This window comes from Hyphomonas sp. J20-32, assembly GCF_055808555.1.
The window spans coordinates 2,585,749-2,610,045 of the sequence record NZ_CM147873.1 but is presented as its reverse complement, the minus strand read 5'-3'; the positions used below and the strand labels follow the sequence as shown (position 1 = coordinate 2,610,045).

The 24,297-nt window shown below is 60.6% G+C and carries 25 protein-coding genes; 9 read left to right on the top strand and 16 right to left on the bottom strand.

The features are described 5' to 3' along the window. Positions 1 to 59 precede the first annotated feature (59 nt). Genes AC0L7I_RS12700 through AC0L7I_RS12675 form a run of 6 tightly spaced genes read right to left on the bottom strand, consistent with a single transcriptional unit; the run spans position 60 to position 6,245 of the window. A complete protein-coding gene (locus tag AC0L7I_RS12700; RefSeq protein ID WP_473396792.1) occupies positions 60 to 1,001 on the bottom strand; it encodes an RDD family protein in 942 nt (313 codons plus the stop codon). Continuing rightward, entirely contained in the window at positions 998 to 1,999 is a 1,002-nt protein-coding gene (locus tag AC0L7I_RS12695) for a stage II sporulation protein M (RefSeq protein ID WP_473396791.1), read from the bottom strand. Before AC0L7I_RS12695 ends, AC0L7I_RS12700 begins: the two co-directional genes overlap by 4 nt. After that, positions 1,996 to 3,309 carry a DUF58 domain-containing protein gene (locus AC0L7I_RS12690; RefSeq protein ID WP_473396790.1) on the bottom strand — a complete coding sequence of 438 codons (1,314 nt, stop codon included), beginning with the start codon at positions 3,307 to 3,309 and terminating at the stop codon, positions 1,996 to 1,998. Before AC0L7I_RS12690 ends, AC0L7I_RS12695 begins: the two co-directional genes overlap by 4 nt. After that, positions 3,306 to 4,262: an AAA family ATPase gene (locus AC0L7I_RS12685; RefSeq protein ID WP_473396789.1), complete on the bottom strand. Its 957-nt coding sequence runs from the start codon at positions 4,260 to 4,262 to the stop codon at positions 3,306 to 3,308. Before AC0L7I_RS12685 ends, AC0L7I_RS12690 begins: the two co-directional genes overlap by 4 nt. Then, complete coding sequence (locus AC0L7I_RS12680) at positions 4,249 to 5,472, bottom strand: DUF4350 domain-containing protein (RefSeq protein ID WP_473396788.1); 1,224 nt, start codon at positions 5,470 to 5,472, stop codon at positions 4,249 to 4,251. Before AC0L7I_RS12680 ends, AC0L7I_RS12685 begins: the two co-directional genes overlap by 14 nt. Beyond that, positions 5,469 to 6,245 (bottom strand): hypothetical protein, encoded by a 777-nt coding sequence (locus AC0L7I_RS12675; protein WP_473396787.1) that lies wholly within the window; start codon positions 6,243 to 6,245, stop codon positions 5,469 to 5,471. The genes AC0L7I_RS12680 and AC0L7I_RS12675 overlap by 4 nt, the downstream gene beginning before the upstream one ends. Positions 6,246 to 6,388: 143 nt before the next feature. Here AC0L7I_RS12675 and AC0L7I_RS12670 point away from each other — a divergent pair, with 143 nt between their 5' ends. Next, positions 6,389 to 6,856 carry a GAF domain-containing protein gene (locus AC0L7I_RS12670; RefSeq protein ID WP_473396786.1) on the top strand — a complete coding sequence of 156 codons (468 nt, stop codon included), beginning with the start codon at positions 6,389 to 6,391 and terminating at the stop codon, positions 6,854 to 6,856. On the opposite strand, the gene AC0L7I_RS12665 is transcribed toward AC0L7I_RS12670, so the two are convergent. The 7 genes from AC0L7I_RS12665 to AC0L7I_RS12635 all read right to left on the bottom strand — a co-directional run bounded on the left by AC0L7I_RS12665 (position 6,821) and on the right by AC0L7I_RS12635 (position 13,738). Continuing rightward, entirely contained in the window at positions 6,821 to 8,602 is a 1,782-nt protein-coding gene (locus AC0L7I_RS12665; RefSeq protein WP_473396785.1) for a carboxylesterase/lipase family protein, read from the bottom strand. The two genes, AC0L7I_RS12670 and AC0L7I_RS12665, sit on opposite strands and share 36 nt — an antisense overlap. A 71-nt stretch (positions 8,603 to 8,673) precedes the next feature. Continuing rightward, entirely contained in the window at positions 8,674 to 9,783 is a 1,110-nt protein-coding gene (locus tag AC0L7I_RS12660; protein WP_473396784.1) for a cystathionine gamma-lyase, read from the bottom strand. Further along, on the bottom strand, positions 9,780 to 10,289 hold the full coding sequence (locus AC0L7I_RS12655; protein ID WP_473396783.1) for a YbjN domain-containing protein: 510 nt from the start codon (positions 10,287 to 10,289) through the stop codon (positions 9,780 to 9,782). Before AC0L7I_RS12655 ends, AC0L7I_RS12660 begins: the two co-directional genes overlap by 4 nt. Then, the gene (locus tag AC0L7I_RS12650) at positions 10,289 to 10,717 is read right to left on the bottom strand and encodes a DUF1330 domain-containing protein (protein ID WP_473396782.1); all 429 of its coding nucleotides are present in this window, start codon (positions 10,715 to 10,717) and stop codon (positions 10,289 to 10,291) included. Before AC0L7I_RS12650 ends, AC0L7I_RS12655 begins: the two co-directional genes overlap by 1 nt. Positions 10,718 to 10,743: 26 nt before the next feature. Continuing rightward, complete coding sequence (locus tag AC0L7I_RS12645) at positions 10,744 to 11,307, bottom strand: NUDIX hydrolase (RefSeq protein WP_473396781.1); 564 nt, start codon at positions 11,305 to 11,307, stop codon at positions 10,744 to 10,746. Then, on the bottom strand, positions 11,304 to 11,525 hold the full coding sequence (locus AC0L7I_RS12640; protein WP_473396780.1) for an RND transporter: 222 nt from the start codon (positions 11,523 to 11,525) through the stop codon (positions 11,304 to 11,306). Before AC0L7I_RS12640 ends, AC0L7I_RS12645 begins: the two co-directional genes overlap by 4 nt. Further along, positions 11,522 to 13,738 (bottom strand): S9 family peptidase, encoded by a 2,217-nt coding sequence (locus tag AC0L7I_RS12635; protein WP_473396779.1) that lies wholly within the window; start codon positions 13,736 to 13,738, stop codon positions 11,522 to 11,524. The genes AC0L7I_RS12640 and AC0L7I_RS12635 overlap by 4 nt, the downstream gene beginning before the upstream one ends. A gap of 148 nt (positions 13,739 to 13,886) precedes the next feature. Here AC0L7I_RS12635 and AC0L7I_RS12630 point away from each other — a divergent pair, with 148 nt between their 5' ends. The 3 genes from AC0L7I_RS12630 (at position 13,887) to ettA (ending at position 17,399) form a co-directional block, all read left to right on the top strand. Further along, a complete protein-coding gene (locus tag AC0L7I_RS12630) occupies positions 13,887 to 14,522 on the top strand; it encodes a tetratricopeptide repeat protein (RefSeq protein WP_473396778.1) in 636 nt (211 codons plus the stop codon). 196 nt (positions 14,523 to 14,718) lie between these two features. Continuing rightward, positions 14,719 to 15,651: an MBL fold metallo-hydrolase gene (locus AC0L7I_RS12625; protein WP_473396777.1), complete on the top strand. Its 933-nt coding sequence runs from the start codon at positions 14,719 to 14,721 to the stop codon at positions 15,649 to 15,651. An 83-nt stretch (positions 15,652 to 15,734) separates the two neighbouring features. Further along, positions 15,735 to 17,399 carry an energy-dependent translational throttle protein EttA gene (gene ettA, locus AC0L7I_RS12620; protein WP_473396776.1) on the top strand — a complete coding sequence of 555 codons (1,665 nt, stop codon included), beginning with the start codon at positions 15,735 to 15,737 and terminating at the stop codon, positions 17,397 to 17,399. On the opposite strand, the gene AC0L7I_RS12615 is transcribed toward ettA, so the two are convergent. From AC0L7I_RS12615 to AC0L7I_RS12605, 3 genes are all read right to left on the bottom strand, one after another. Then, positions 17,396 to 18,601, bottom strand: coding sequence for a glycosyltransferase family 4 protein (locus tag AC0L7I_RS12615; protein WP_473396775.1), 1,206 nt, complete (start codon positions 18,599 to 18,601; stop codon positions 17,396 to 17,398). The two genes, ettA and AC0L7I_RS12615, sit on opposite strands and share 4 nt — an antisense overlap. Positions 18,602 to 18,790: 189 nt before the next feature. Continuing rightward, positions 18,791 to 19,417, bottom strand: a complete 627-nt coding sequence (locus AC0L7I_RS12610; protein WP_473396774.1) for an MlaC/ttg2D family ABC transporter substrate-binding protein — start codon at positions 19,415 to 19,417, stop codon at positions 18,791 to 18,793. A gap of 33 nt (positions 19,418 to 19,450) precedes the next feature. Further along, on the bottom strand, positions 19,451 to 20,296 hold the full coding sequence (locus tag AC0L7I_RS12605; RefSeq protein WP_473396773.1) for an MlaA family lipoprotein: 846 nt from the start codon (positions 20,294 to 20,296) through the stop codon (positions 19,451 to 19,453). 53 nt (positions 20,297 to 20,349) lie between these two features. Between AC0L7I_RS12605 and AC0L7I_RS12600 the strand changes: the two genes are divergently transcribed. From AC0L7I_RS12600 to AC0L7I_RS12580, 5 genes are read left to right on the top strand one after another with little or no spacing between them, the layout of a single operon-like run. Next, positions 20,350 to 21,327, top strand: coding sequence for an ArsR/SmtB family transcription factor (locus AC0L7I_RS12600; protein ID WP_473396772.1), 978 nt, complete (start codon positions 20,350 to 20,352; stop codon positions 21,325 to 21,327). Next, positions 21,324 to 22,238, top strand: a complete 915-nt coding sequence (gene metF / locus AC0L7I_RS12595; protein ID WP_473396771.1) for a methylenetetrahydrofolate reductase [NAD(P)H] — start codon at positions 21,324 to 21,326, stop codon at positions 22,236 to 22,238. Before AC0L7I_RS12600 ends, metF begins: the two co-directional genes overlap by 4 nt. A gap of 9 nt (positions 22,239 to 22,247) precedes the next feature. Continuing rightward, entirely contained in the window at positions 22,248 to 23,315 is a 1,068-nt protein-coding gene (locus AC0L7I_RS12590; RefSeq protein ID WP_473396770.1) for a homocysteine S-methyltransferase family protein, read from the top strand. Beyond that, entirely contained in the window at positions 23,312 to 23,746 is a 435-nt protein-coding gene (locus tag AC0L7I_RS12585; protein WP_473396769.1) for a gamma-glutamylcyclotransferase family protein, read from the top strand. Before AC0L7I_RS12590 ends, AC0L7I_RS12585 begins: the two co-directional genes overlap by 4 nt. Continuing rightward, a complete protein-coding gene (locus AC0L7I_RS12580) occupies positions 23,739 to 24,293 on the top strand; it encodes a pyridoxamine 5'-phosphate oxidase family protein (RefSeq protein WP_473396768.1) in 555 nt (184 codons plus the stop codon). The genes AC0L7I_RS12585 and AC0L7I_RS12580 overlap by 8 nt, the downstream gene beginning before the upstream one ends. The last annotated feature ends 4 nt before the right edge of the window (positions 24,294 to 24,297 follow it).

The window sequence follows — 24,297 nt, the reverse complement described above, 5'->3', positions numbered from 1 at the left end:
CTATCCTTCGACTTCGCTCAGGATGAGCGTTCAAAGGCAGCGAAACCCACGGCGATACGTCACCGCCCCACATCATATTTGTCGCTCTTGCGCTCGCCCAGCAACATGCGCTGTTCGAGCCGCTTGCGCAGGGCCGCGTAATAGGCCTCCAGGAAGGCAAGGTCGGTCTCGCCCGTGCCGCGCTCCCAGCCCACCTTGGCGCGGATGCGTTCGGCCACCTGCTGCTTGATCTCGGGTGTCGACTGCCTCAGCACGTCCTCCAGGACATGCAGTTCATGGATGCCGTAGGCGTCCACCTGCGCGGTCGTGAAGGCGAAGCGCGCGCCTTGTTCGGGCGATGCCACCGCCGCCACGATGTCGCTCATCAGCTGCGCCTTGGGCGCCTTGATCACCCATGTGCCGGCCAGCAGGTCGCCCACCCGCATCTTGTCCTTGTTGAAGAAGGGAAAGAAGACGAACACACCTGACCAGGCCAGCCCGAGCAGGGCGATCCAGGCCCCGACCCGGTCGCCTCCCATGAACACGAATTGCAGCGGCAGGCCGATCTCGATCTCCCGCATGAAATTGCGCGCCAGCACCGCGTCTGCATTCAGCCGTCCGCCATCGCGCGCGGCCACCCTCAGGCCCAGGGCCCGCTTGCCCGGTGTCGCCGCCTTCCGGCCGATCTCGAAGAAAACGAAATAGAAGTTCCGGAGGAAAAAATGGAAGACCAGCACGAAGGAAAAGGCGATCTGCATTTGATCGAACCCCATCCCGGCGGCCATGTAGGCAAAGCCGAACCAGACGACGAGCAGCACGGCCCACTGGATGGCGAGGTCGATGAGCAAGGCCCCGGCGCGCTCGGCCACGCTGGCAAGCTTCAGCCGGATCTCCGCGCCTTCCGGCGTCACCAGCGTGCGCATCATCTTGCCGACGCGCATCTGTTCGGCCAGCCGCGCCCGGCGGCGCTGGGCCGCTTCCATGCTGATGCCCGGACGGGCAGGGGCGGGCGTGTTGGTCATAGCTCACGCTCCGCGCGAGGCAGGTAGAAATAGGCGCACCACAGGAACAGGCTGATCGCCGCAATCGTGTAGCGCACCGTATCGGAATTGATCATCTGCCGCCCGAAGCCTTCCAGCAGGGCTGCGATGACGAGCATGATCACACAGCCCATGGCCATTGTCGCGGCCTGTTGCCCGGAGGCCCGCGCCGAGGCGATCCGCGTCTTCTGCCCCGGAAACGCAACCGCTCCGCCAATCACGAATCCCGCCGCGCCGGCCAGAATGATGGCGAACAATTCGGTCACGCCATGGATCATCAGCCAGCCGGTGAACTCGTATCCCAGCCCCTTCTGCCAGAAGACGGCATAGAGCGATCCGATGGTCACGCCATTGTACAGCAGCAGCCAGGCAGTCGGCACGCCGAAGGCAAAGCCGAGCGCGAAGGCAAACAGCGAGATCTGCGCATTGTTGTTGAACAGGAAACTGGAAAATGCGGCCAGCTCGCTTTGCCCGTTTTCTCCGTCCTGCGTGTAGATCGTCGAACGCAGGTATTCCACCGTCGCATCCGGGTTGCGCCCATCCATCATGTTCTCGCCATGGAAGGTCCAGAACCATTCCATGTCCTGCAGGCAGAGGACAAAGGCGAGCCCGATGCCGCCGAACAGGAACAGGAAAGACAGCAGTGTCGGCCCCACCGCGCCGCGCACCGCCCGCGGCCAGCCCCGGCGCAGGAAGTCCATCATCCGCTCGCCCAGCGTGGTCCGTGCGCCGTAGACAAAGAAATAGGCCCGTGTGCACAGGCTCTCCAGGTAAGTGACGACGTTCTGGTCCAGCGAGATGGATTTCGCCACGGACAGGGAGGACACAGCCTGCCGGTAGAGCCGGGGCAAAGCGGTCATTTCCTCGTCGCTCAGGCCCTTGACGCCCCTGTTCTCCGCCCGGGTCAGGATCAGGTCCAGCTTGCGCCAGTCGGACTCGCGCTCTTCCCGGAAGCGATAGGATTTGAGCATGTCGCTCATAGCAGGTCCCTCTGCTTGATCTGCAGGTAGCGCGAAATCAGTTCCCCGCCGAACGCTTCCGGTTTCGTCTCGATGACCTGTACGCCCATCCGCTGCAGGCGGCGCAGGACAATGTCCCGCTCCGCCAGCATCCCGTCGGCAATCACCGCGCGGGTCACGTCCTCGGTCGTCTCCGGCGGGGCGTCCACCAGGCCCGACAAGGCTTCGTCCTCGAACGTCGCGAACAGGATCAGGTGGCGTTCGGTCAGCCGCTTCACGTTCTCCAGCATGAGTTCAGCGGAAATCGTGTCGACAAAATCCGAAAAGATGATGATCAGGCTGCGCCGCTCCAGGCGGCTGGCCAGCGTTGACAGGGCCAGCGTGTAATTCGTCTCCTCGGTCGAATAGTCGAGGTTCGCTGCCATGCCCTGCGCCTTGGGAAACCCGCGTGGCCCGCTCAGGAATCCGGTCGTCAGGCCGGGTCGCGAGTCGAAACCATAGAACATTGTCCGGTCGCCGTGACGCAACGAAACATAGGAGAGGAGCAGCCCGGCATTGATCGCCCGGTCGATCTTCGGCACCCCGCCCAGCGGTTCGCTCATCAGCCGCCCCGTATCGAACGCGAAGACAATATTGTGGTTGCGTTCTGTCCGGAATTCCTTGGCCAGCAACAGGCGGTGCCGGGCCGAATGTTTCCAGTCAATCGCCCGCCGGTCCATGCCGCTTGCAAATTCACGCAGGGCATCGAACTCGCTGCCGTCGCCCCGCTCGATCTGGGTCTTGATGCCGAAGGCGGCGTCGCGCGAGAACAGGCGGATCGCCTCATCCTTCACCCAGCGAATGTTCGGCGTCACCACGATCTCGTGATCCAGCTGCAATATGTGCCGTTTCTGTATGAGTCCCAGCGGTCCGTTCCAGCGGCTCCACAGGCGCACAAGCTTTGCCATGCCGCGCCGTTTCGGTGTGAGGGTAAATTCATACGGCCTTTCCCGGCCTTCCCAGCCGCGCAGGCCCTTGGCAGGAATGCTCTCGAGAATATCGTTCGTTTCCAGCTGCACCCGAATGCGCTGCGGCAACGCACCATTTGCAAAGCCCAGAACGACCGGCAGAGGATCGCTCCCTCCGACATAGAGAAGGGCAGGCGGTCCCATGTCCACGTCATAGGCCCGCAATGACGCGCCCATCATGGCGTCCAGCAGGATCAGCGCGCCAACGCCGACAATCCAGCCCGCCGAGACAGTCCACAGCGCTGGGGCCATCAGTGCGATGGCCAGCATCAGCGGCACGCCGAGCAGCATCAGGAAGATCGCGCGAGGCGTCGGCGAAATCAACGGGGCGCCGCCGTCTGCTCGACGATGCCGGCCAGCGTCTCGTCCGTGGTCTTGCCCTCGATCTCGGCGGCTGGTGACAACAGGATGCGATGGCGAAGGGCCGGCAGGGCCAGCGTCTTCACATCGTCCGGAATGACAAAATCGCGCCCGTCGATTGCAGCGCGCGCCCGCGCAGCGGTGGCAAGGGCTGCGGCCGCTCGCGGGCTCGCGCCGGTTTCCAGCGCAGGGGTTTCCCGCGTCGCCCGGATCAGGTCGACAATATACGAGATGATGTCATCCTTCAGCTTGATCTGCGAAACGACCCCGACCGCCGTGTCCAGGTCTGACGCGGTGATCACGGATTCGATGCCGAACGAGGCAGGCGTGTTCATGCCGGTTCGCGTGCCGTGTTGAGCAACGATGGCGAATTCTTCCTCGCGGCTCGGATAGTCCAGTGTATGCTTGAACAGGAACCGGTCCAGTTGCGCTTCGGGCAGGGGATAGGTGCCCTGCTGCTCGATCGGGTTCTGCGTCGCGATCACGGTGAAGCGCGGATTCAGCGGATAGGAATCACCGTCAATCGTCACCTTCCGCTCCTGCATCGCCTCCAGCAGGGCGGCCTGCGTCTTCGGCGGCGTCCGGTTGATCTCGTCGGCCAGAAGCAGGTCGGTGAAGATCGGTCCCTTGGTCAGGCTGAATTCATTGGTCTGGAAGTTGAACAGGTTGGTGCCCAGCACGTCGCCCGGCATCAGGTCCGGCGTGAACTGGATACGTCCGAAATCCAGCGAGATGGATTTGGCGAAACATTGTGCCAGCAGCGTCTTCGCCGTTCCAGGCGGGCCTTCCAGCAATACGTGCCCGGACGAAAACAGCGCCGTCAGCAAAATGTCGACCGTCACGTCCTGGCCGATCACTGCCTTGCGTACTTCGCCGCGAATCCTTCCCGCGAGCTCTTTGATGTCACTTACGTTCATGCGTGCCTCTCCTGAGAATGTCGCGTCGCCAGCGATACAGTTCGCGGGCCTTGTTCATCAGCTCTTCGCGACTGGCGGATGCCGTGCGAAGGCCGCGTTCGATTTGTGAGAATGTCTTGCCCGATTGCTCTTCCGGCCCCAGCCGGTCGAACAGGGCGGACAATTGCGTTTCGGTCATGGTTTTCGGTGCCGCGATCTCGCGCGCAACCCGCCGCCGCATCATGGTCAGGTAGCCCGGCGCAAGGCGTGTCTCCCGCCGCGCCATCGTGAACAGGCCCGCCGAATTGTCGACCAGCGCCTGCTTGCCCAGCGCGATCACCCGGTCCTCGCGCGCGGTCGGGCCGAACCGGACCAAGGCTGCCCAGCCGAGCAGGATGGCAGCGGCCAGTGCCGCCAGCGTTGCACCAATGAAGGGAATGTCGAACACCATCTGCAACAGGTTTTCCGAACGGACAAAACCATGCAGCGTCGCGTCGAAAATGATCGGCTCGGTTTCGTCATAGCGCAGCCAGTCCATCAGCTGCACGGCGAACCGCGCATTCTCCCGCTCGGCCAGACCGAACGTGTTCAGCATGTCCGGGTCGGCAAGGATGTAGATGTCCTGGTCGTCCAGCTTGCCGAGCAGGATGCCGTCATTTGTCTCCGCGATCGGCACCAGTGACGTCGACCGAATGACCTGCATCTTCAGGTCCGGCTTCAACGCCATGTCGCCGAACGGCGTATCGGTCCGGCCTGGCACATCGATCCGGCCGATCTCCCCATCAATATTCAACTCGCTCAGCAAGTCGTTCAGGCGGCGCGCCTGCATGAAGCGCGTATCGCGCTGGCGCCTTGCATTGAACGGGTCAGTCGTGCCGGTCCATTTCGGCAGAACGATCAGTGTGGTCGGTTGCAGCGTGATGTCCTGCAGTTTTCTGGCCATGCCCCAAGGCGACAGGGTGACGATCATGAGACCCCAGTCGCGGCCTTCAAGCCGGTGTTCCAGCCGCGAGACTTCGACCGGGTAATTCTGGTCTTCCAGCAGCTGCACGATTCCATTGAACCCGAGCGCGGATGTTGAAAACGGATGGTCGCCCGCATGATTGCGGTCGCGCAGTTCCGGCGCCCAGCCGGCCAGAACCATCACCGCGCCGAAGGACACAATCGCGATTGTCAGCAGCACGGCCACCGTGCGCGCCGCAAAGGGCGAGTTGCCGGTCTTGTCGCTCATGCCCAGGCCTCGCCGAAGGCAAACTGCTCATAGGAGTCGCGCGCTGTCCTCCATCCCGTCTCATCCACGTCGCGTCCGCCGAAGAAACTGTGCTCGACGATCGCGATAATCGGGCCGAGGCCGCGTTTCGCCCGGTCGGGCAGATTACCCAGCCCGCCAATCTCCCGCGCCGTCAGCGAGCGCGGCACGCCGCCTTCCAGCCGTTGCTGGATATCGTCGATCGACCGGAACAGCAGAAGGTGCACCGCCTCGGCGAACTTGCCCGCCCGCGCCAGCGCGTCGGCCTCGTCCAGCAGCGAGCGTGCCGCATGGGCGTCCGGCCTCAGGTCGACCAGAACATCGTCGGGATTGTCCCCCTTGCCCTTGCCGGACTTGCCGAACCGCACGCGGATCGCCTCGCCGAACAGGAAATAGAGAACGCCTGCAACCACCGCCAGAATCGCCGCCCAGAACAGGACCTGGAGCAGCGGCCCGAGATGGCCAAGGAAATCAAAAATGGCCTTCAGCCAGCGCGGCGGCGGATTTGGTGGATCGAAATCCGGTGGCGGCGCGTCATGTTCAGGTCGCTTCAGCTGCAGGTCAGGTTTTTCCAGATAGGCGGCATGGGCAGCATCCAGCTCCTGCAGATCGGTTTGCGGGCCGTAGTCTTCATCCGCGACATAATCGTCATCGTGTGCGTTGATCGGTTCCAGCGTGTGCTGCGCCCAGCCGACAGGCGATACCAGCGCGCAGGTGAGTACGAACAGCGCTCCCATCCGGATCGGCAAGCTCACGTTTCGACCCTCCTGCCTCAAGCACCCCGTTTGCCTGCGCGTCCGCCAGACTATTCCAGAGGTTGCACGCCGCTTCAACGCCCTATTGCCCCTTGGGGGCATCCATCCGATATAGCCGCTCCACGGCAGAGATGAGGCGGAACATGGACAAGGCTGAGCACTATCGCGACCTGAAAGCGGAAATCGACAGCGTCGTGGCCGGGGAAACCTCCGTGACGGCACGCTATGCGACCGCTGCCTGCATCCTGTCACAGGCCATGGCCCCGCGCTTTTTCTGGACCGGATTCTATGTCGTCGATCCGCTGAATGCGCGCGAACTCGTCGTCGGTCCCTACCAGGGCACGCTTGGCTGCCTGCGCATACCGTTCGGCAAGGGCGTCTGTGGCCATGTCGCGGCTACGGGCGAACCGGTGATCGTGCCGGACGTGCACGCGTTCCCGGGCCATATCGCCTGCGATTCGGCGTCGAATTCGGAAGTCGTCGTGCCGGTGTTCAACGCTGAAGGCGAACTGGCGGCTGTGCTGGATGTGGATTCCACTGAACTCGACGCATTCGACGAAACCGATCTCGAAGGCCTAGTTGCTATCTGCAACAGCCTCCTCGTCGCCTGACAGGACACCCGGCTCCATGTTGAGGGCCATGTCGAGAGGCGCGACCACCTCGGTGACTGCCTCGATCCGCGCGATCAGGTTCTCTTCCAGGATGTCCAGCTTGCGTGCGCGCAGCTCCCGGTGCGGGTCGACCGGATAGTGCAGCTCGTTCCAGGTATCGGTCTCGGACGTGTATACCGGCCATTCGGGAACGCCGTCCGCGTTCGGGTTTCCCGTCCGGGCGAAATTCGTCCAGTAGCTTGTCATGATCTCGGTCAGTTTTTCGTCTGCATGCGATACCGGAAGCAGCGAAGAGTGACTGGCGAACACGAACGGAATTTCCGCAGAATGATAGGCGCCAATGGTCTGGTGCTTCGACGGCCAGGTGCGCGAGAACATGTACATCCATGTCGGCTGTCCGGCATCGGCATTCTGCTTGCCGATAAAGCGCATGTGCACACCGAACATGTCGTCGCCGAGCATGTCGACCGCGCCGCGGTTCCAGGTTTCAAGGCTTTCCATGCCATACAGTGACTGCAGGGCTTTTGCCGGATTGGTGCCGAACACGTCAGCCAGCGCTTCCTCGCGCTCTTCCAGCGTGCCGGTGACCTGCTTCGACAGGATCGTGGGCGACTGGATGTCGTCATAAAACAGCGACCCCTCGTCGGCATTGTACCCGGCCAGCATGGGCAGGTGGGGAACGTTGCCGTCGCGGATCGCCTTGCCGATCATTTCCGGCAGGACCTTGCCGTCCACATTGGGCAGGAAATAGCCGGTCAGGTCGCTGCGTGCTTCAGCCCGCGAAATGATCGCAGCAGCGGGAATGGCGCGTAGATCAGCGGCGACCGCAGCGGGGGGCACGAGTGTCGACAGGAACTCGGTGCCGACATCCTCGGCGCTGCGGACGTTCACCAGCGGTGACTTTTTCAGGTGCAGGGCATTGTAGCTGCTCGATCCGCTCTGGAGGATCACCTTGTCGAACAGGCCGGCTGAAAGCGGCGATGCCATCAGTTCACTGACCGACTGTGCCCCGGCGCTTTCGCCGAACACCGTGACATTGTGCGGGTCCCCGCCAAAGCTTGCAATGTTCCGACGTACCCAGCTCAGCGCGGCCATCTGGTCGAGCAGGCCGTAATTGCCGGATGTGCCATCGGCTTCCGTCAGCGCGGGATGCGCGAGATAGCCAAGCGGGCCGAGACGGTAGTTGATCGTTACAAGGACGACGCCTTTTTCAACGAGGCCGTTCGACTGGTAGATGCTGGTCGAACCGGCCCCTGCCTGGTGCGATCCGCCATGGATCCAAACCATCACCGGCGCAGGCGTGGCGCCGCCCAGGTTCGCGGTGCGGACGTTCAGGAACAGGCAGGTTTCGGATTCCGGCGGGCTGGGTTGGGCCGCCAGGTATTTCTCGGCCAGGAAGCGTTTCCACCAGGGCAGGCCGACACCTTCCACGATGTCATTGACGAAGCCGCCCAGGCCGGCGCGCGGCTGCAGGCATTCGGCGCCATAATTGCGGGCGTCGCGGGCGATGGCACCCCATTGCGGGGCATTATCCGGCGCCGTCCAGCGCCGGGCTGTTGCGTAGGGAAGGCCATTGAAAACAAGGATATTCGGGTTGTCATGATCGACGCCGCCGATCACCACGCCTTGCTCTATTCGCAACGGTTCCGCCATTTCCATGGCAGGCGCCGGCTGGTTCAGCTTGAACCAACCCCAGGCCAATCCCCCGGCCAAGGCAAAGAAGAGTACTATACTAAGTCGTTTCATGGCGTGCTTCCCGCCCGTAATCAGCAAGAACTATACCAGATTCCGGGACATGTCACGACAACCGCTCCGCCTCAGGACAGACGGTCGAGTGCCTGTGTCACGGCGGCCACAAGGTCGCCTGTCGGTTCGATCCCGGCGGCGAACCGCACAAATCCGTCCGGCACATCGTCGCCCCAGCGCGCGCGGCGCTCCGCGCTCGAATGGACGCCGCCGAAACTCGTCGCTGCAGAGACGAGCGGGCAATCGGAAATGAACGCTTCGGCATTCGCCTGGCTGGCGAGTGTGAAGCTGACAATCGGCCCGAAACCACTCATTTGCTTCGATGCGACCTGATGGAACGGGTCATTGCCCAGTCCCGGGTAACTCACGGACAATACGGCTCTATGGCCCTGTGCGGCTTCGGCTATGGCCATCGCATTCGCGTTCATGCGGGCAAGGCGCACCTCCAGCGTCTCCAGTCCCCGGTGCAGCAAATAGGCATCGAATGGCCCGACAATCGCGCCAGCCAGCCGCCGCCACGTCTTCACACCGTCGAACAGTTTCGCGTCGCGCGTCGCCACATGGCCGCACAGGACGTCCGAATGCCCGGCCATGGCCTTGGTATCCGAAAGGACGCTGAAATCGGCGCCAAGGTCCAATGGCCTTTGGCAAAGCGGCGTGGCGGTCGTGTTGTCGGCCATGACCAGCGCGCCCGCGGCTTTCGCCCGCTGCGCGGTTTTCGCAATGTCGCACACGGCGAGGCCGGGATTGGATGGCGACTCGATCAGCACCAGCCTGCAGCCGGTCATGTCCGCCTCGGCCATGTCGCTCGTCGGGCAGGTGCGCATGGTCACGCCCATCGGCTCGAACTGCACGGCGAGGAGGTTGCGCACATTGTAATAGCCGTCCGACGGCACCAGAACCGTATCACCCGGCCTCAGAACGGAATAGAAAACCGAAGCAATGGCCGCCATGCCCGACGGGAAGCAGACAACATCTGCATCCTCAAGAATGCCGATCTCGGCCTCGACCGCCTCGACGGTCGGGTTGCCGTTGCGGCCATAAAAATGGCTGCCGTCCGGATCGCCGGGCAGGTGGAATGTCGATGATGCCATGATCGGCAACGACACCGGATCGCCCTTGGACAGGCCGTGGCTGCGATGATGCAGCAACCGGCTGATGGCAGTTGGCTTGTCAGTCATGCCTTGATCGCCTTGCTCAAGTCTGGATCAACCAATTCTGCAAAATCCTCCATCAGCAATACCCACCAGTGTAGGGTATCGGTGAAATTGAGCTTCGACACTCCATTCAACATGTTTACGCTGAGGCTCAGGTGCGGGTCGCCTTCTTCATCCAGGTATGCGGCGCCGAATTTGTCCTTGTTCCAATCATTGAGCAAGCGCTGCGAAATATTGGGGTCTTTGAGATCAATTCCTGTCGCTAGAGTTATCACCTCGCACGCGGATCCGTCGTCATCACAATATTCGAAATATAGCCAGAAAGGGCCATGCTCGGACTGGACCGATATCACCGGAAATGAATCATCATTGATGAGTTCGGCGTCGTATCCCTCCGATTCGACAAGCGTCCTTATTGTTTCGGGGTCGCTCGCGTCAATCAGGGTGTCCGGTAGAATTTCCTTCGTAGTGCATCCAGCCAAAAGCGCTACAGTGGCCCCCGCTACGAACATTAGAATTCGAGGGGGCATCAGACGTTCACCTTCTTGCCGCCGAGCCAGCTCGGCCGGGTCACGATCAGTTCCTGGCACAGGAGGCCCGCGTCGCGATGGCGCGACATGGACTTGTAGTCCTTGTGGTTCAGCGTGGCGATGAAGGCCTGCCGCGTCGGGAAATGGTTGACCAGCACGCCGTCCCAGTCGCCCCCGCCGATGAAATAGCGCTCGGTCGCGGCGAGCAGGAGCGTGGAGCCGCCAACCTCTGCAGCCGCCACTGTAAAGGCTTCGGAATATCGCATGTACGCGGCCTCGCCGCTGATTGCCTCGCCGTGCTCCGGGTCGCCCTCGGCATATGCCGCTTTCACGCGGAACTTCAGCAGGTTCACCTGCGCGACGGGTCCGCCATACGGATCGTCACGAAAGGCGCGGAACTGGTCGGCGGTCGGCTGGAAGGCGGGCATGGTCGTTTCCTCGTGTGGATTTGCCGCTATGGGCGCTTGTCCGGATGCTTGCTGAAAAAGCGCTCGGTGTAAAACAGGGCCGCCGCGTGAAGGCCGTGTTGCACATCCAGCTCCTCATAGGCGAGAAAGTCCTGATAGGGCATTTCCAGCACCTCGATCTCCTCATTCGGGTCCAGCGTCTGTGCATGGGTTTTCGTACAGCCAGTGGCGAGGAAATAGTGTACCCGATTGTCCTGGATGGCGGGGTTGGCGTAACAGGTGCCGACCGGGATCATTTCGCGCGCCGTGTAACCGGTCTCTTCCTGCAGCTCGCGGCGCCCGGCGGCTTCCACGTCCGTCTCGCCGGGGTCCATCACGCCGCCCGGCACGCCCAGCAGCACGACGCCGCCCGCATGGCGATACTCGCGGATCAGCACGACATTGCCTTCATCCGTAACCGGAATGAGCGTTACCCACTCGGTTTGCTCGATGACATGATACGTCGGCACGATATGGCCGTCCTCCCGCTCGCACCTATCGGTCCGCAAGGACAGGTACCTGTCCTTGAAGGTCTGCATGCTTTCGATAGTTTTCCAGGGCTTGACCATCATTTCACCACCGCCATGCGCGCCAGCTTTGCGACCAGCAATACCCAGGGCCCGGCGTGAAAGAACAAGTCGAAAATGTCAGCTGGCCGGCGCAGCGTGCCTGCCGCCAGCATTTTCAGTTTTTCCCAGATGTGCGGTTCCGGCATGAACGGTGCGAGCCCGAGGGAGAGGCAGGCGAAGATGATAAAAATGAGCGGAATCCGGTCGAGGTATTCCATCATGATTGTTTCCGCTGATCGGGCCTGAGGTGGCGCTCCAAAAACGCCATGCGCGTCTTCATCAGGTGCACCTGCAAAGCCTCGCCGCGTATGCCGTGGCGCTGGCCGGGATAGGTCATCAGCTCGAAAGGCTTGCCCTTCTCCTGCAGCGCCGCCATCAGCCGCGTCGTATTGTCGAAGGTCACGTTGTCGTCCGCCATGCCGTGCATCAGCAGCAGGGGCGTGGTGAGATTGTCGACATAGGGGAAGACGCTGGACGCTTCGTAGCCATCGGGATTGTCCTCCGGCGTGTCCATGTAGCGCTCCGTATAGAACGTGTCGTAGAGCCGCCAGTCCGTCACCGGTGCCCCGGCAGCGGCCGCCGCGAACGTGCCCTCCGGTGCCTGCAGCGCGGTCATCAGCGTCATGTAGCCGCCATAAGACCAGCCCTGTATCGCAATGCGGCCTGCGTCCACGAAGGGCTGGCTTTTCAGCCAGTCGACACCAACCAGCTGGTCGCGCACTTCCGGCCCGCCCGTGCGCCGGTAGATGACGTCCTCGAAGGCCTTGCCCCGATTGGCCGACCCGCGATTGTCCAGCCGGAACAGGATGTATCCCTCACGCGCATAGAACTGGTCCGACACGCGGCCCCATTCGCGCACCACGGTCTGAACATGCGGCCCGCCATAGACCTCGACGATCACCGGATACTTTTTCGCCGGATCGAAGCCCAGCGGCTTCAGGATCGAATAGTAGAGGTCTTGCCCGTCCTCGGCCTTCAGCGTGCCGAATTCCGGCTCGGCATGATCGGCAAGGAACGGCGCATAGGGATGGCTCTCATCCAGCCGGTTCTCCTCGATCCACGCGATCAGCGACCCATCCGCCTTGTACAGCCCGACCTGCGGCGGCTGGCCCGGCGACGAGCTTGTGCCAACAAAGGATTGCCCGTCCGGCGCCATCGTGATTGCCCATGTCTTGCCGAGCTCGGTGATGCGGACGGGTTCAGCTATCTGCGAAATCGAATAGGATTCACCAAAGCCGGGTTCATAGCTCGTGCGATACAGGTGTTTCTCAAGTGGCGTGTCGGCAAAGCCGCTAAAGAATACCATCTGGCTCGCGCGATCGATCCCTTCGATCCTCTTCACCTCCCAAGCTCCCCGCGTGAGCGATCTCAGGAGGTTGGTGTCTTCGTCCTGTCGGAATGCAACTATGTGCCGATAGCCCGTGGTCTCGGCTGTGGAGATAAGTCGTCCGTCGAGGGCTCTGAAATCCTCGGACAGGTTTACCCAGGTTTTCTGCCTTTCAAGCAGGGCTAACTCGACCTCCCATGCGGGAGCGACTGCCTTTTGGTGGCGGTTCGTCGTCTGGTGCCTGTTGACCGTCTGAAACCATACGGTCTCACCGGCCCAATTGACGCGGGCGAGATAGGTGTCTGGACCAACGCTGGAAAGTTCGGTCGTTTTCCCTGTCGCCATGTCGCGAACAAACAGGTCCACCACGGCATTCGGGCGTCCGGCGCGCGGGTAGCGTTGTTCGATGACCGACACCTTGTCCGCCTCTATGTCGAAGCGTGGTATGATATCCACCGTGAACTCATCCACGCGCGTATAGGCGACATACTTGTCGTCAGGGCTCCACCAGTAACCGGTGAACCGATGCATCTCTTCCTGCGCCACGAATTCGGCAACGCCATACGAGATCGCTTTGCCCGGTTCGGCCTCCGGCGACAGGCGGGTCTCGGCGCCGCCTGTCAGGTCGATCGCATACAGCGCGCCATCGCGTACGAAACTCGCATAACGCCCTTTCGGCGACACTTTCGCGTCCGTCTCGAATGCATCCGTATCGGTCAGCTGGCGGACCTGCGGCACCCCTTCTCCCAGCGTCACGAGGTACAGGTCACCACCCAGCGGCACCAGGATCGTGTCCGCCGTTCCCCAGCTGTAATCGACAATGCCTTTGGCGCCCGCGATCCGCTTGCGTTCGCGCAGCGCTTTCTCCTGTTCGGAGAGTTCTGCATCGCCGGGTTGAAGCAGCTGCGAATCGACCAGCAGGCGCTGAACGCCTGATTCGACGTCGAACTGCCAGAGGTCCAGACGGTCCTGCTCGTCCGGGCGGCCCTTCAGGAAGGTCACTCGCTTGCCGTCTGGTGAAAACTTTACGCCCCGTGGGGCCGGGCCTGACAGGGAAGGAGAGGCATAAAGGCGCTCCAGCGTCAGGACTGTAGTGGAATCAGGCAATTTGGCTCTCCGCAGGGTCTGACGCGCACACTAGCGTCGAATGTGCGCCTGTCATCCCGCTGCTGGATAATCGCGCAGTGATTGATTTATTGTGGCAAAACTGTGTTTTTCCACTAGCCAGCCACCGGACCTTATCTAATGTGCATGCATGGATGCGGGGAATTTCAGTTATGAACGCGCTCAGACGCTGCTAGACGGCAGTGGGGGCGGGGAATTGCTCCTGAAAGCGATCGAGGCCTTGCGCAGGGCCGCCAACAATGGCCACGCCGCCGCCGCCAACAAGTTCGGCACGATGCTGCACCATGGCCGGGGGGTCCATCAGGACCTTACCGCCGCGCGGGCCTACTATCACCAGGCCGCGGAGACTGGCCTGCCGGCTGCGCGTTTCAATCTCGGATACATGCTCGTGCGCGGGTTGGGCGGCAACAAGGACGAGGCGCGGGCCCGCACATTGTTTCTGCTCGCGGCTGAAGATGGCGAGATTGATGCTATCACCCATCTCGGCGCGATGATGATGACAGGGACCGGTGGTCCGCAGGACTTCAATTCTGCGCTCGCGTGGTGGACACGCGGCGTTGAGCTTGGCGACAGCCGTTGCGCCTTCAACCTCGGTATTGCGCATGCGGGTGGCCATGCAGGCGAAGCCGATTTCGTTGCAGCATGGTATTGGTTCAAGCAGGCTGAACGTTTTGGAAATGACGGTGCTGCGGCCGAGCTTGATCGCCTTAAATTCGTCATGTCGGAAGACGAGCACGCCGCCGCCGTCGCCTGCAGTAACCGCTAGGGCGGATTGCGCTTCCCCAGGTGCTGGACAATTGGCGGCATCGAATTGTGCGCCAGTTCATTCAGTCCGAAGAGGACATCGAGCGGCGCGTCCCCGCCACTCGCGCGAGGCATGTTGTCACCATTTGCCCTGAATTCTGAACAAATTGCAATATGTTCAGGATGCTGTTACCATGGAAGGTCAGGGGAGAGACGCAATGATCAAATGGATCGTAAGACTGGCGGCCGCTTTGGCCGTTTTTGTCATCGCTGCAGGTTGGTGGCTTTTTGCCGGATTCAGTCAGGCCCCAAGATCAGCGCCCGGCCTGATGGACATCGAACAATGGCGCAGCCTGATCCGCAATTCTGGCGGCCTGCTTCCGACAGAGATACGGGTACTGGAAGTCGGCCATGACTCGGCCCCGATGCTTGCAGCCCGCGCGGGAGCGTTCACGGGCCAATGGCTCACCAGTTACAATTCGGTTCAGATCGTCTTTCCGGACAGCACGCTCGTCATTGGTGGTGCGCTGGACCGGCCGACATCTGAGGGCATGGTTCAGGTTCCCGAGGACTGGGCATTTGATGATTTAGCCTATCGCAAACTCGTTGATTCAATGCTGCGCGCGGACAAGGTCCTGATGACGCACGAGCATCTTGACCACGTAATGGCCGTTGCGCGGCACCCGGACCCGGACGCGCTTGCGCCGCGCATGTGGCTCAACGCTTCTCAGGCAGCGGCCCTGCCGCAATTTGCCGACGGTGCGCTGCCTGCCGTGCTGCGAGACTTGCCGCCTCGCCTGGACGGTTCGACGCAACTGGTCGCGCCAGGCGTGGTGGCGATCCCGATGGCAGGGCACACTCCCGGCGCCCAGCTCTTTTTCATCACGCTTCAAAACGGCCATGAATACCTCATGATCGGCGATACGGTCTGGTCGATGACATCCATAGAAGAACTGACAATGCGCCCGGTCTTCACGCAATTCATCGTCTTCGATCCGGACGAAGACCGTGCCGCCATCCGGGAGCAAATACGAGCCATTCACGACCTGATGCGGGCCTATCCGCAGTTGACCGTATTTCCCAGCCATGATCGCATTTGGCTCGGAAAGCTTTCTGAAGATGGTCTGATCAGCTGGGGCTTTGCGGACTAGCGTTGCCATTGACCGCTTGATTTTCCGCGGCGCGCGCGCAAGTACAGCGCGTCCCATATCCGTTTGCACAGGAATACCCCGCCATGGCCGGTCCCCAATACGTCTATCACATGCAAGGCCTGACCAAGGCTTATGCCGGCGGCAAGAAGGTGTTCGAGAACATCCACCTTAACTTCCTGCCGGATGCCAAGATCGGCGTCGTTGGCGTCAACGGCTCGGGTAAGTCGACCTTGCTGCGCATCATGGCCGGCGAGGACAAGGACTTTACCGGCGAAGCCTGGGCGGCCGAAGGCGTCAAGGTCGGCTACTTGCCACAGGAGCCGAAACTCGACCCAGCCCTGACAGTGTTCGAAAACGTCGCCACCAAATGCCCTGAAAAGCAGATGCTTGATCAGTTCAACGCCATTTCGGAAAAGCTCGGCGAAGACTATTCTGACGAGCTGATGGAGCAGATGACGGCGCTGCAGGAGCAGATTGATGCGGCCGATGCCTGGGATATCGATTCCAAGATCGACATGGCCCTCACGGCGCTTGGCTGTCCCGAGAATGATGCCGACGTGACCAGCCTGTCAGGTGGTGAGGTGCGCCGGGTGGCGATCTGCCAGTTGCTCCTGTCCAAGCCTGACATGATCCTGATGGATGAACCGACCAACCACCTCGACGCCGAAACGGTCGCGTGGCTGCAGAACTACCTGATCAACTTCAAGGGCTGCGTGATCCTCGTGACTCACGACCGTTACTTCCTCGACGACATTACCAGCTGGATCCTTGAACTCGATCGTGGCCGCGGCAACCCGTTCCAGGGCAACTATTCCTCGTGGGTGGAGCAGAAGGCCAAGCGAATGGAACAGGAAGCCCGCGAAGATACAGGTCGCAAGCGCACACTGGCCAAGGAACTCGAATGGGTCCGGTCCGGCCAGAAGGCGCGTCAGGCGAAATCCAAGGCCCGTATCAACGCGTACGAGGAAATGGCGTCCAAGGCCGAGCGCGAGAAGGTCATGACCGCGCAGATCCGTATCCCGCCTGGTCCCCGTCTCGGCGGTGTCGTTCTGGAGGCCGAACACCTGCGCAAGGCCTTTGGTGACAACCTCCTGATCGAAGACCTCAGCTTCAAGCTGCCCCCCGGCGGTATCGTCGGTGTCATTGGCCCGAACGGCGCCGGCAAGTCGACGCTGTTCAAAATGATTCTCGGCCAGGAAAAACCGGATGAAGGCACGCTGCGCGTCGGCGAGACGGTCAAGATCGGTTATGTCGATCAAAGCCGTGACAAGCTCGACTCGGACAAGAACGTCTGGGAAGAAATCTCGGGCGGGACGGACGTGATCGACCTTGGCGGCGTCGAGGTCATGTCACGCGCCTACGTTGGCGCCTTCAACTTCAAGGGCACCGACCAGCAGAAAAAAGTCGGCCTTCTCTCAGGCGGTGAACGCAACCGTGTCCACCTCGCCAAGATGCTGAAGGGCAGCCACAACCTGCTCCTGCTCGATGAACCGACCAACGACCTTGATGTCGAAACGCTTCAGGCGCTGGAAGAGGGCCTCGACAATTTCCCGGGCTGTGCCGTGATCATCTCGCACGACCGTTGGTTCCTTGACCGCATGGCCACGCACATCCTCGCCTTTGAGGGCGACAGCCATGTTGAATGGTTCGAAGGGGATTTCTCGTCCTATCTCGAAGACAAGAAGCGCCGCCTGGGTGCCGATGCCGTCGAACCCAAGCGTCTGAAATTCAAGAAGTTCGCGCGCTAGCCGAAGTCGATTTCGGAAACCGTCGGCGACGACACGTCAAGCGGACCCAGTTCGGGCCGGCTTGTCAGGCGTTCGCGCGCGACGCGTTCATAGAACGGATCATAAAAGGCACCGGATACAGCCGGTGAGAACATCTTCTCGGCTGTCAGCCGTGCGTTCCGGCGCAGCGGCAGCATTTTTTCGGGTGCGTCTAAATAGGGACGGATCGCGTCGAGTGCATGGTCTGCAAGTTTCTCGGTCTCGTCTTCATAGAAACGGGCGTAGGAATTTTCATTCCTCTGGTCGTCTGGCGGTTGGATCCAGTGGCCGAAGGCGTCCACATCGAGAGGCAGCATCAGTCCGTTGACGCCGTCCTGCACGAATTCCGGAATTGCCTGAACGGGAGTCGCAATTGACGGAACATGCTCGGCCATCGCCTCGATGATTGAATAGCCGAACGTATCGGAGAAGGTGGGCAGGAATCCGAAGTGCGACCGCCGCAGCATCTGACGGACATCTTTGTTTGGCAGGCCACTGAACAGCCTGACATTGGGAAGTTTGAGCATCTCCAGGTAGGGGCCGAAAAAACCCTCGCTCGTGGGATCTGTCCATGTGACGGCCCCGACCTTGAGCGAAGACACGATTTGGATGCGAACAGGCAGGTTTTGCGTGTGAGCCTTTTGCGCCATGAGCGCCGCAACGCTACCGCCCTTGCGTCCGAAATGCGCGCCGACAAAGGTAATGACCAGATCATCCAAACGGCCCTGATCGAGATCTTCGGCGAGCGCGTCCTCTTTCAGGCCCAGCAGAACGTTCGGATGGCGCACCATGAGTTTGTCCAGCAGGTCGCCGGCAGAATCGAGGTCCTTTGTCTGGTCGATGAACTGGTTGCGGGCATAGTGCGACAGCGCAATGATCCGGCGGCAATGGTGACCGGATAAATCCCGTACCATCCAGTCGGTGTAAGAATTGTCCCGTTCGAATCCGAAGCGGCGCGGCAGATGGCTCTCGAAAGAGATGACATATTTTCGCTCGCCAATCGGCACCCGGTTGAAGGCATGGACGAGATCGGCATTATGGAAGGGGGCAAGCAGGGCGACGCCGTCCAGCCTGCCGTAAATTTTGTCGAAGGGCAGAAACAGGCGACTGTCGATTTGGTGCCCGCTGCGCCGAGGCACAACAAACGAGGTCGGATATCTGTCCTTGTAGACTGAAACTCTCATTTGGAACTTGAAACCAATCCGGAAATCATACTGCGCCGAACACCCGAAAAGGGCCAGGCAGGGAACCGGAAGTGTTGAGCTTTCCGCCCCCCTTTGGTTTCTTGTTATATACGAATAATGTGACAAATTAACCTAAAAGTTTCCCGGAATCGCTCACAAGGCCCGGAAAAGACTGAATTTTAGGCCGAATCAGGTGCGTTTTGAGGCTTTCAGCTCAGACGTCATGCTCTCAATCTTGGAAATCAGTGCCTCTGCAGATCCGTTTGCCCTGTCCAGAAGTGCAATGAATTGGGCCCTTTGTTCGATGCCCAGCCAGATCAGGTTGCCGTCCAAGTTGAGGGCGACATCGACGACCTGGTATTTGCCATCCCGTGTCAGAACGCGCCAGCGCACGTCCATGTCCTTGCCGTCCTGACGTTCGATCACCGTGTTCACAATAGAATCCGTTTCGGAGCGATCCACGGAATCCTTCACGACCACGGCCTTGCCACGATAGTCGTCCAGCTGGGCCTCATAAACAGCCAGCGCGTACGTGCGGAACGCCTTGCGGTATGCTGCTAGCTCTGTTGGCGTGAACCGGCGACTGTACTTGCCGATCACGAAGTTCGAAACAGCATCCAGATCGGTGAACTTGTCCATATAGGTGCTGAATGTGCTGGTACGCTGGTCTGCTGTCAGGGACGGGTCGTTCAGCGTCGCCAGCACTTCACTCGCATTCGCCTGCACATAGGCTTCGGTCTTGGCGTCGGCAGCGGCCGGCAAGGCGCACAGTGCCAGTCCAGACAAGGCCGTGGCTATGATTGTAATCCGGTTCAAGAAACTGCTCCTGTTTGTGTCATCAGCGTCTGGTTAATTTTCAAATTCGTCAAAATCAGGGAGATCGTCATACGCTTCTGTATCATCGACGATCTGACCATTACGAATGGCAGCCTGACGCTGAGATGAATAAATACGTCGGAGCGCAACATAAGGTTCCGGTTGTGCGTTCAGCGTCGTGATCTGGTCGTCCAATGCCACCCTTGCGTTCAAGCCGCCCAGCACCCCGCGGCCCATGGCGATCTGATCGTCGAGATCCGGCTGGCCGGCGAATTCAGTCCATGTGAGGGGATCGAACGCCCTGTCGACGCCTAAGCCGACCATGTCTCTCGGGCTGGTTGGTCCGAGGAAGGGCATCACAAGATAAGGGCCGCTTTTAACACCCCAAACGGCCAGCGTCTGTCCAAAGTCTTCTGAATGCCCGTCAATCCCGAAGTACTCAGCAGCGTCCCATAGACCGGCCAGTCCCACAGTGGTGTTGATCGTGAAGCGGAAGAATGTATCGCCCGCGCGGCCGGGTTGGGCTTGCAGCACATCGTTCACGAAGATCACCGGGGATTTGAGATTTCCGAGGAAATCGCCAACGCGGTCGCGGGCGAATGTGGGGGTCACGGTCTCGTAGACTGACGCGGCAGGAGCCAGCGCATAGCGGTCGACCCCATTGTTGAATGCGAACATCTGGCGGTTGAACCCCTCATATGGGTCAGCAACGACACCCGGCTCCACGGGAGGCGTGGAAGCGCATGCGCCAAGGCCGAGTATCAGCGCAGCACTAAAATAGCGGATTTGCATGAAGAGGATCCCCGGGTCTGTTTGAACGCGGTAAATGGAGGTTGAATATGGTTGCATCAACTCACCGATTGGTAAATTCGTCGGCACTGTGTCCTTCCTGCAATCTTGCAAAACATATAAACTAATGTTTATATCCCAATATGCAGTCAGATATTACACCTACAATAGACCGTCTCCGCGCCGCAGGCGAGCCAACCCGCTTGCGAATTCTCGCCTTGCTCCGCCAGCGTGACCTGTCTGTCGGTGAACTCGTTCAGGTTCTTTCGCAATCGCAGCCGCGACTGTCACACCACCTTAAAGCGCTGACTGGAGCCGGACTGGTTGAGCGGATGCCCGAAGGCTCGTTCGTCTTCTATCGCGCCGCCAGCAAGGGCGAAGGTCGTGAGTTTCTCGATTCGCTGTTCACGCCAGAACTGGCCGCCGCTCCGACCTTGCGAAGGGATGCCGCGCAGCTGGCCGAAGTATCGGCTCTGCGGGCGGCATCTGCCGAATCATTCTTTTCCGAAATCGCCGGCACATGGGACACTGTCCGGTCGCTTCACTATCCCAATGAGGCCATCGAGGATGCCCTGCTGGAACTTGCAGGTCCCGGGCCGTTCGACCGGGTGATCGATTTTGGGACCGGAACAGGCCGTATGCTGGTTTTGTTCGCGCCCCTGGCTCGCGAGGCTGAAGGTATCGACTTAAGCCACCACATGCTGACCGTGGCCCGAGCCAATCTTGAACAGGCGGGCATTTCCGACGCGCGCGTGCGTCAAGGCGATGTGACCGCCGTGCCGTTTGACAACAGTTCAGCAGATATCGTCATCATCCATCAGGTGCTGCATTTCATGGATGCGCCAGGCAAGGTGATCGCGGAAGCGAGCCGGGTGCTGAAACCGGGCGGGCGTTTGCTGGTCGTCGACTTCGCGGCCCATGATCTGGAATTCCTGCGCAAAGAGCATGGTCATCACCGGCTCGGAATGCGAGACGACAATATGGCCAGCTGGGCCGTCGACGCGAATCTCAAGCTGTCCGAGCCACACTCGTTTGCTCCGCCAGACGCGTCGAGTCCCGGACTTGTAGTCAATATATGGGTCGCCGAAAAGCTGGCTCTGCCTGAGGAGGCCAACGCATGAGCAGTCCGTCGATCGCTGATCGCCAATCGGATTCAGCGCCGTCCGTTTCGTTCGAGTTCTTCCCCCCGAAGAGCGATGCCATGGCCGAGCGGCTTTGGGAAACCGTGCAGCGGCTGGAGCCGATGGCACCCGATTTTGTTTCCGTCACGTACGGGGCAGGCGGGTCTACCCGCGAGCGGACACATGATACCGTAAAGCGCATAGCAGGAAGCACGCTGCTGCTGCCTGCGGCACACCTGACCTGCGTGTCCGCGACGAAGCAAGAAGTGCTCGACGTGGCCGACGGCTACTGGGATGCCGGGATTCGTCATATTGTGGCGCTGCGCGGCGATGCAACCGAAGGCATGGGCGCCGCGTTCCGGCAACACCCGGGCGGGTTTCGCGATTCGGTGGACCTGATCGCAGGTTTGCGCGAGCACCGGCCTGACCTTGGCAAGCAGTTCGAGATTTCTGTATCCTGCTATCCAGAGCAGCACCCTGATAGCCTCGGTTGGGATCAGGACATTGCGTTCCTGAAAGCCAAGCAGGATGCCGGAGCGGACCGCGCGATTTCGCAATTCTTTTTCGAGCCTGATACCTTTATGCGCTTTCTTGAGCGGGCGCGTGCGGGCGGCGTCACCATGCCGATCATTCCGGGAATCATGCTGCAACCCAACTTCAAGGGCCTGAAACGTATTTCGGCATTGTGTGGAGCAAGCCTGCCGGACTGGCTGCATGATCTTTACGAGGGCCTCGACGACGACGCAGAGACCCGCGATCTGGTCACGGCGAATGTTGCAGCCGAGCTGTGCCACAAGCTGGCCGATGAAGGCGTCGACACGTTCCATTTTTACACGCTGAACCGGGCCGGGCTGGCACTATCGACGTGTCGTCTTCTCGGCATAAAACCCAAGCCTGCCCAGGCTGCATGAGGCCATGACATGAATCGCACGGAACGCATCGCTGCCCTGAAGGCCGCCGCAAAAAAACGCATCCTTATCCTCGATGGCTCATGGGGTGTGATGATCCAGCGGCGCGGCCTCGACGAAACCGATTTCCTTGGAGACCGGTTCGCTGGCCATGACGGCCAGATGAAGGGCAACAACGATATTCTGTGCCTGACCCGGCCGGATATCGTGACCGACTTGCACAACGCCTATTTTGAAGCCGGTGCCGACATTTCCGAGACGAACACATTCTCGGCAACGACTATTGCGCAGGACGATTACAAGCTCGATGCGGACGCGGTGCGCGACATCAATCTAGAAGGCGCGAAACTTGCCCGCGCCGCAGCGGATGCGTGGACGGCTAAAACGCCGAACAAGCCGCGCTTTGCGGCCGGGTCGATTGGCCCGCTCAACAAGATGCTGTCCATGTCGTCCGACGTGAACGACCCCGGCCATCGCTCGGTGATGTTCGATGAGGTTTATGACGCATATCGTATGCAGGTTCAGGCCCTCAATGAAGGCGGCGTTGATCTTTACCTGATCGAGACAATCACTGACACACTGAACTGCAAGGCGGCGATCAAGGCGATCATGGACCTGGAAGCCGAAGGCATGGACAAGCTGCCGATCTGGATATCGGGCACGATCACTGACCGGTCGGGCCGTACACTGTCCGGCCAGACGGTCGAGGCATTCTGGAACTCCGTACGCCATGCCAAGCCGTTTGCGATTGGCTTCAACTGCGCTCTTGGCGCCGACCTGATGCGGCCGCATATTGCCGCGCTGTCGCGTATCGCCGACACGCTGGTCGCGGCTTATCCGAATGCCGGCCTGCCGAACGAGATGGGCCAGTATGACGAGCAGCCGGAGGAGACCTCGAACTCTGTCGGCGCCTGGGCGCGAGATGGCATCGTGAATATCCTGGGCGGCTGTTGCGGAACGACACCGGAGCATATCGCAGCCATTGCCAAAGCCGTGGAAGGGGTGAAGCCGCGCAATCCTGCCCCCACGTCGCACGACATGCGCCTTGCCGGGCTGGAACCCTTCGTGCTGGCATCATGACAGGTGAGCCCGTTACATCTGGTGATCTGTTTGTGTTCTACGGTCTGTTGAAACAAGGCGCGAAGGGAATGCCTGCGGACCTGCCGCTGGAAGCGTCGGGCACATTTCTCGGGCCGTGCCGGTTCAAGGGACGCCTGCTGGATCTTGGCGGATTCCCCGGCGCGGTTGATGGTGCAAATCTTTGCCACGGCGTGCGCTACGAACTATCCGACGTGTCGCTCTTGGCGACGATGGATGCGTTTGAAGATGTCACCGACGATCCGGCGACCTCACTCTATGTCAGAAAAAAGATACCGCTGCTGGATGACGATGCTGCACCGACTGGCGATGAGGCATGGATATACTGGTACAATCAGCCAACAAGCGGTTTTGAAGAAATTTCCGACGGCAATTGGCCGCTGGACGCAGGAAGGGCGCGCAAGAATGGGTAAGACCTATGAGAAGCTCGACGACAAGCTGATCCGCTTCATTGAAGCGCAGAAACTCTTCTTCGTGGCCACGGCGCCGCTCGGCGCAGACGGGCACGTCAATTTGTCCCCCAAAGGCTATGACGCATTCAAAGTGATCGACGAGACGACCGTCGCCTATCTCGACCTCGGCGGTTCCGGTATCGAGACACAAGCGCATGTGCAGGAAAACGGACGTATCACGATCATGTTCTGCGCCTTCGAAGGCCCGGCCAATATCGTGCGCCTGTATGGGCGTGGCGAGGCAATCGACGTCGGCAATCCGCGATACCCGGAAATGCTCGCCCTGTTTCCAGGCTTTGAGCGGGCTCGCGCGGTGATTGTCATCAAGCTCCACCGCATCTCGGATAGCTGTGGCTGGGGCGTACCATTCTACGAGTTCAAGGGCGAACGCGACCAGCTTACACGCTATATCGGAAACAAGTCCGTCGACGAATGGACCGAAAGCCGCTTCGAGAAAAACGCCGAAAGTATCGACGGCCTTCCCGGCATCGTTCGGCCCAAAAGCTAGACAG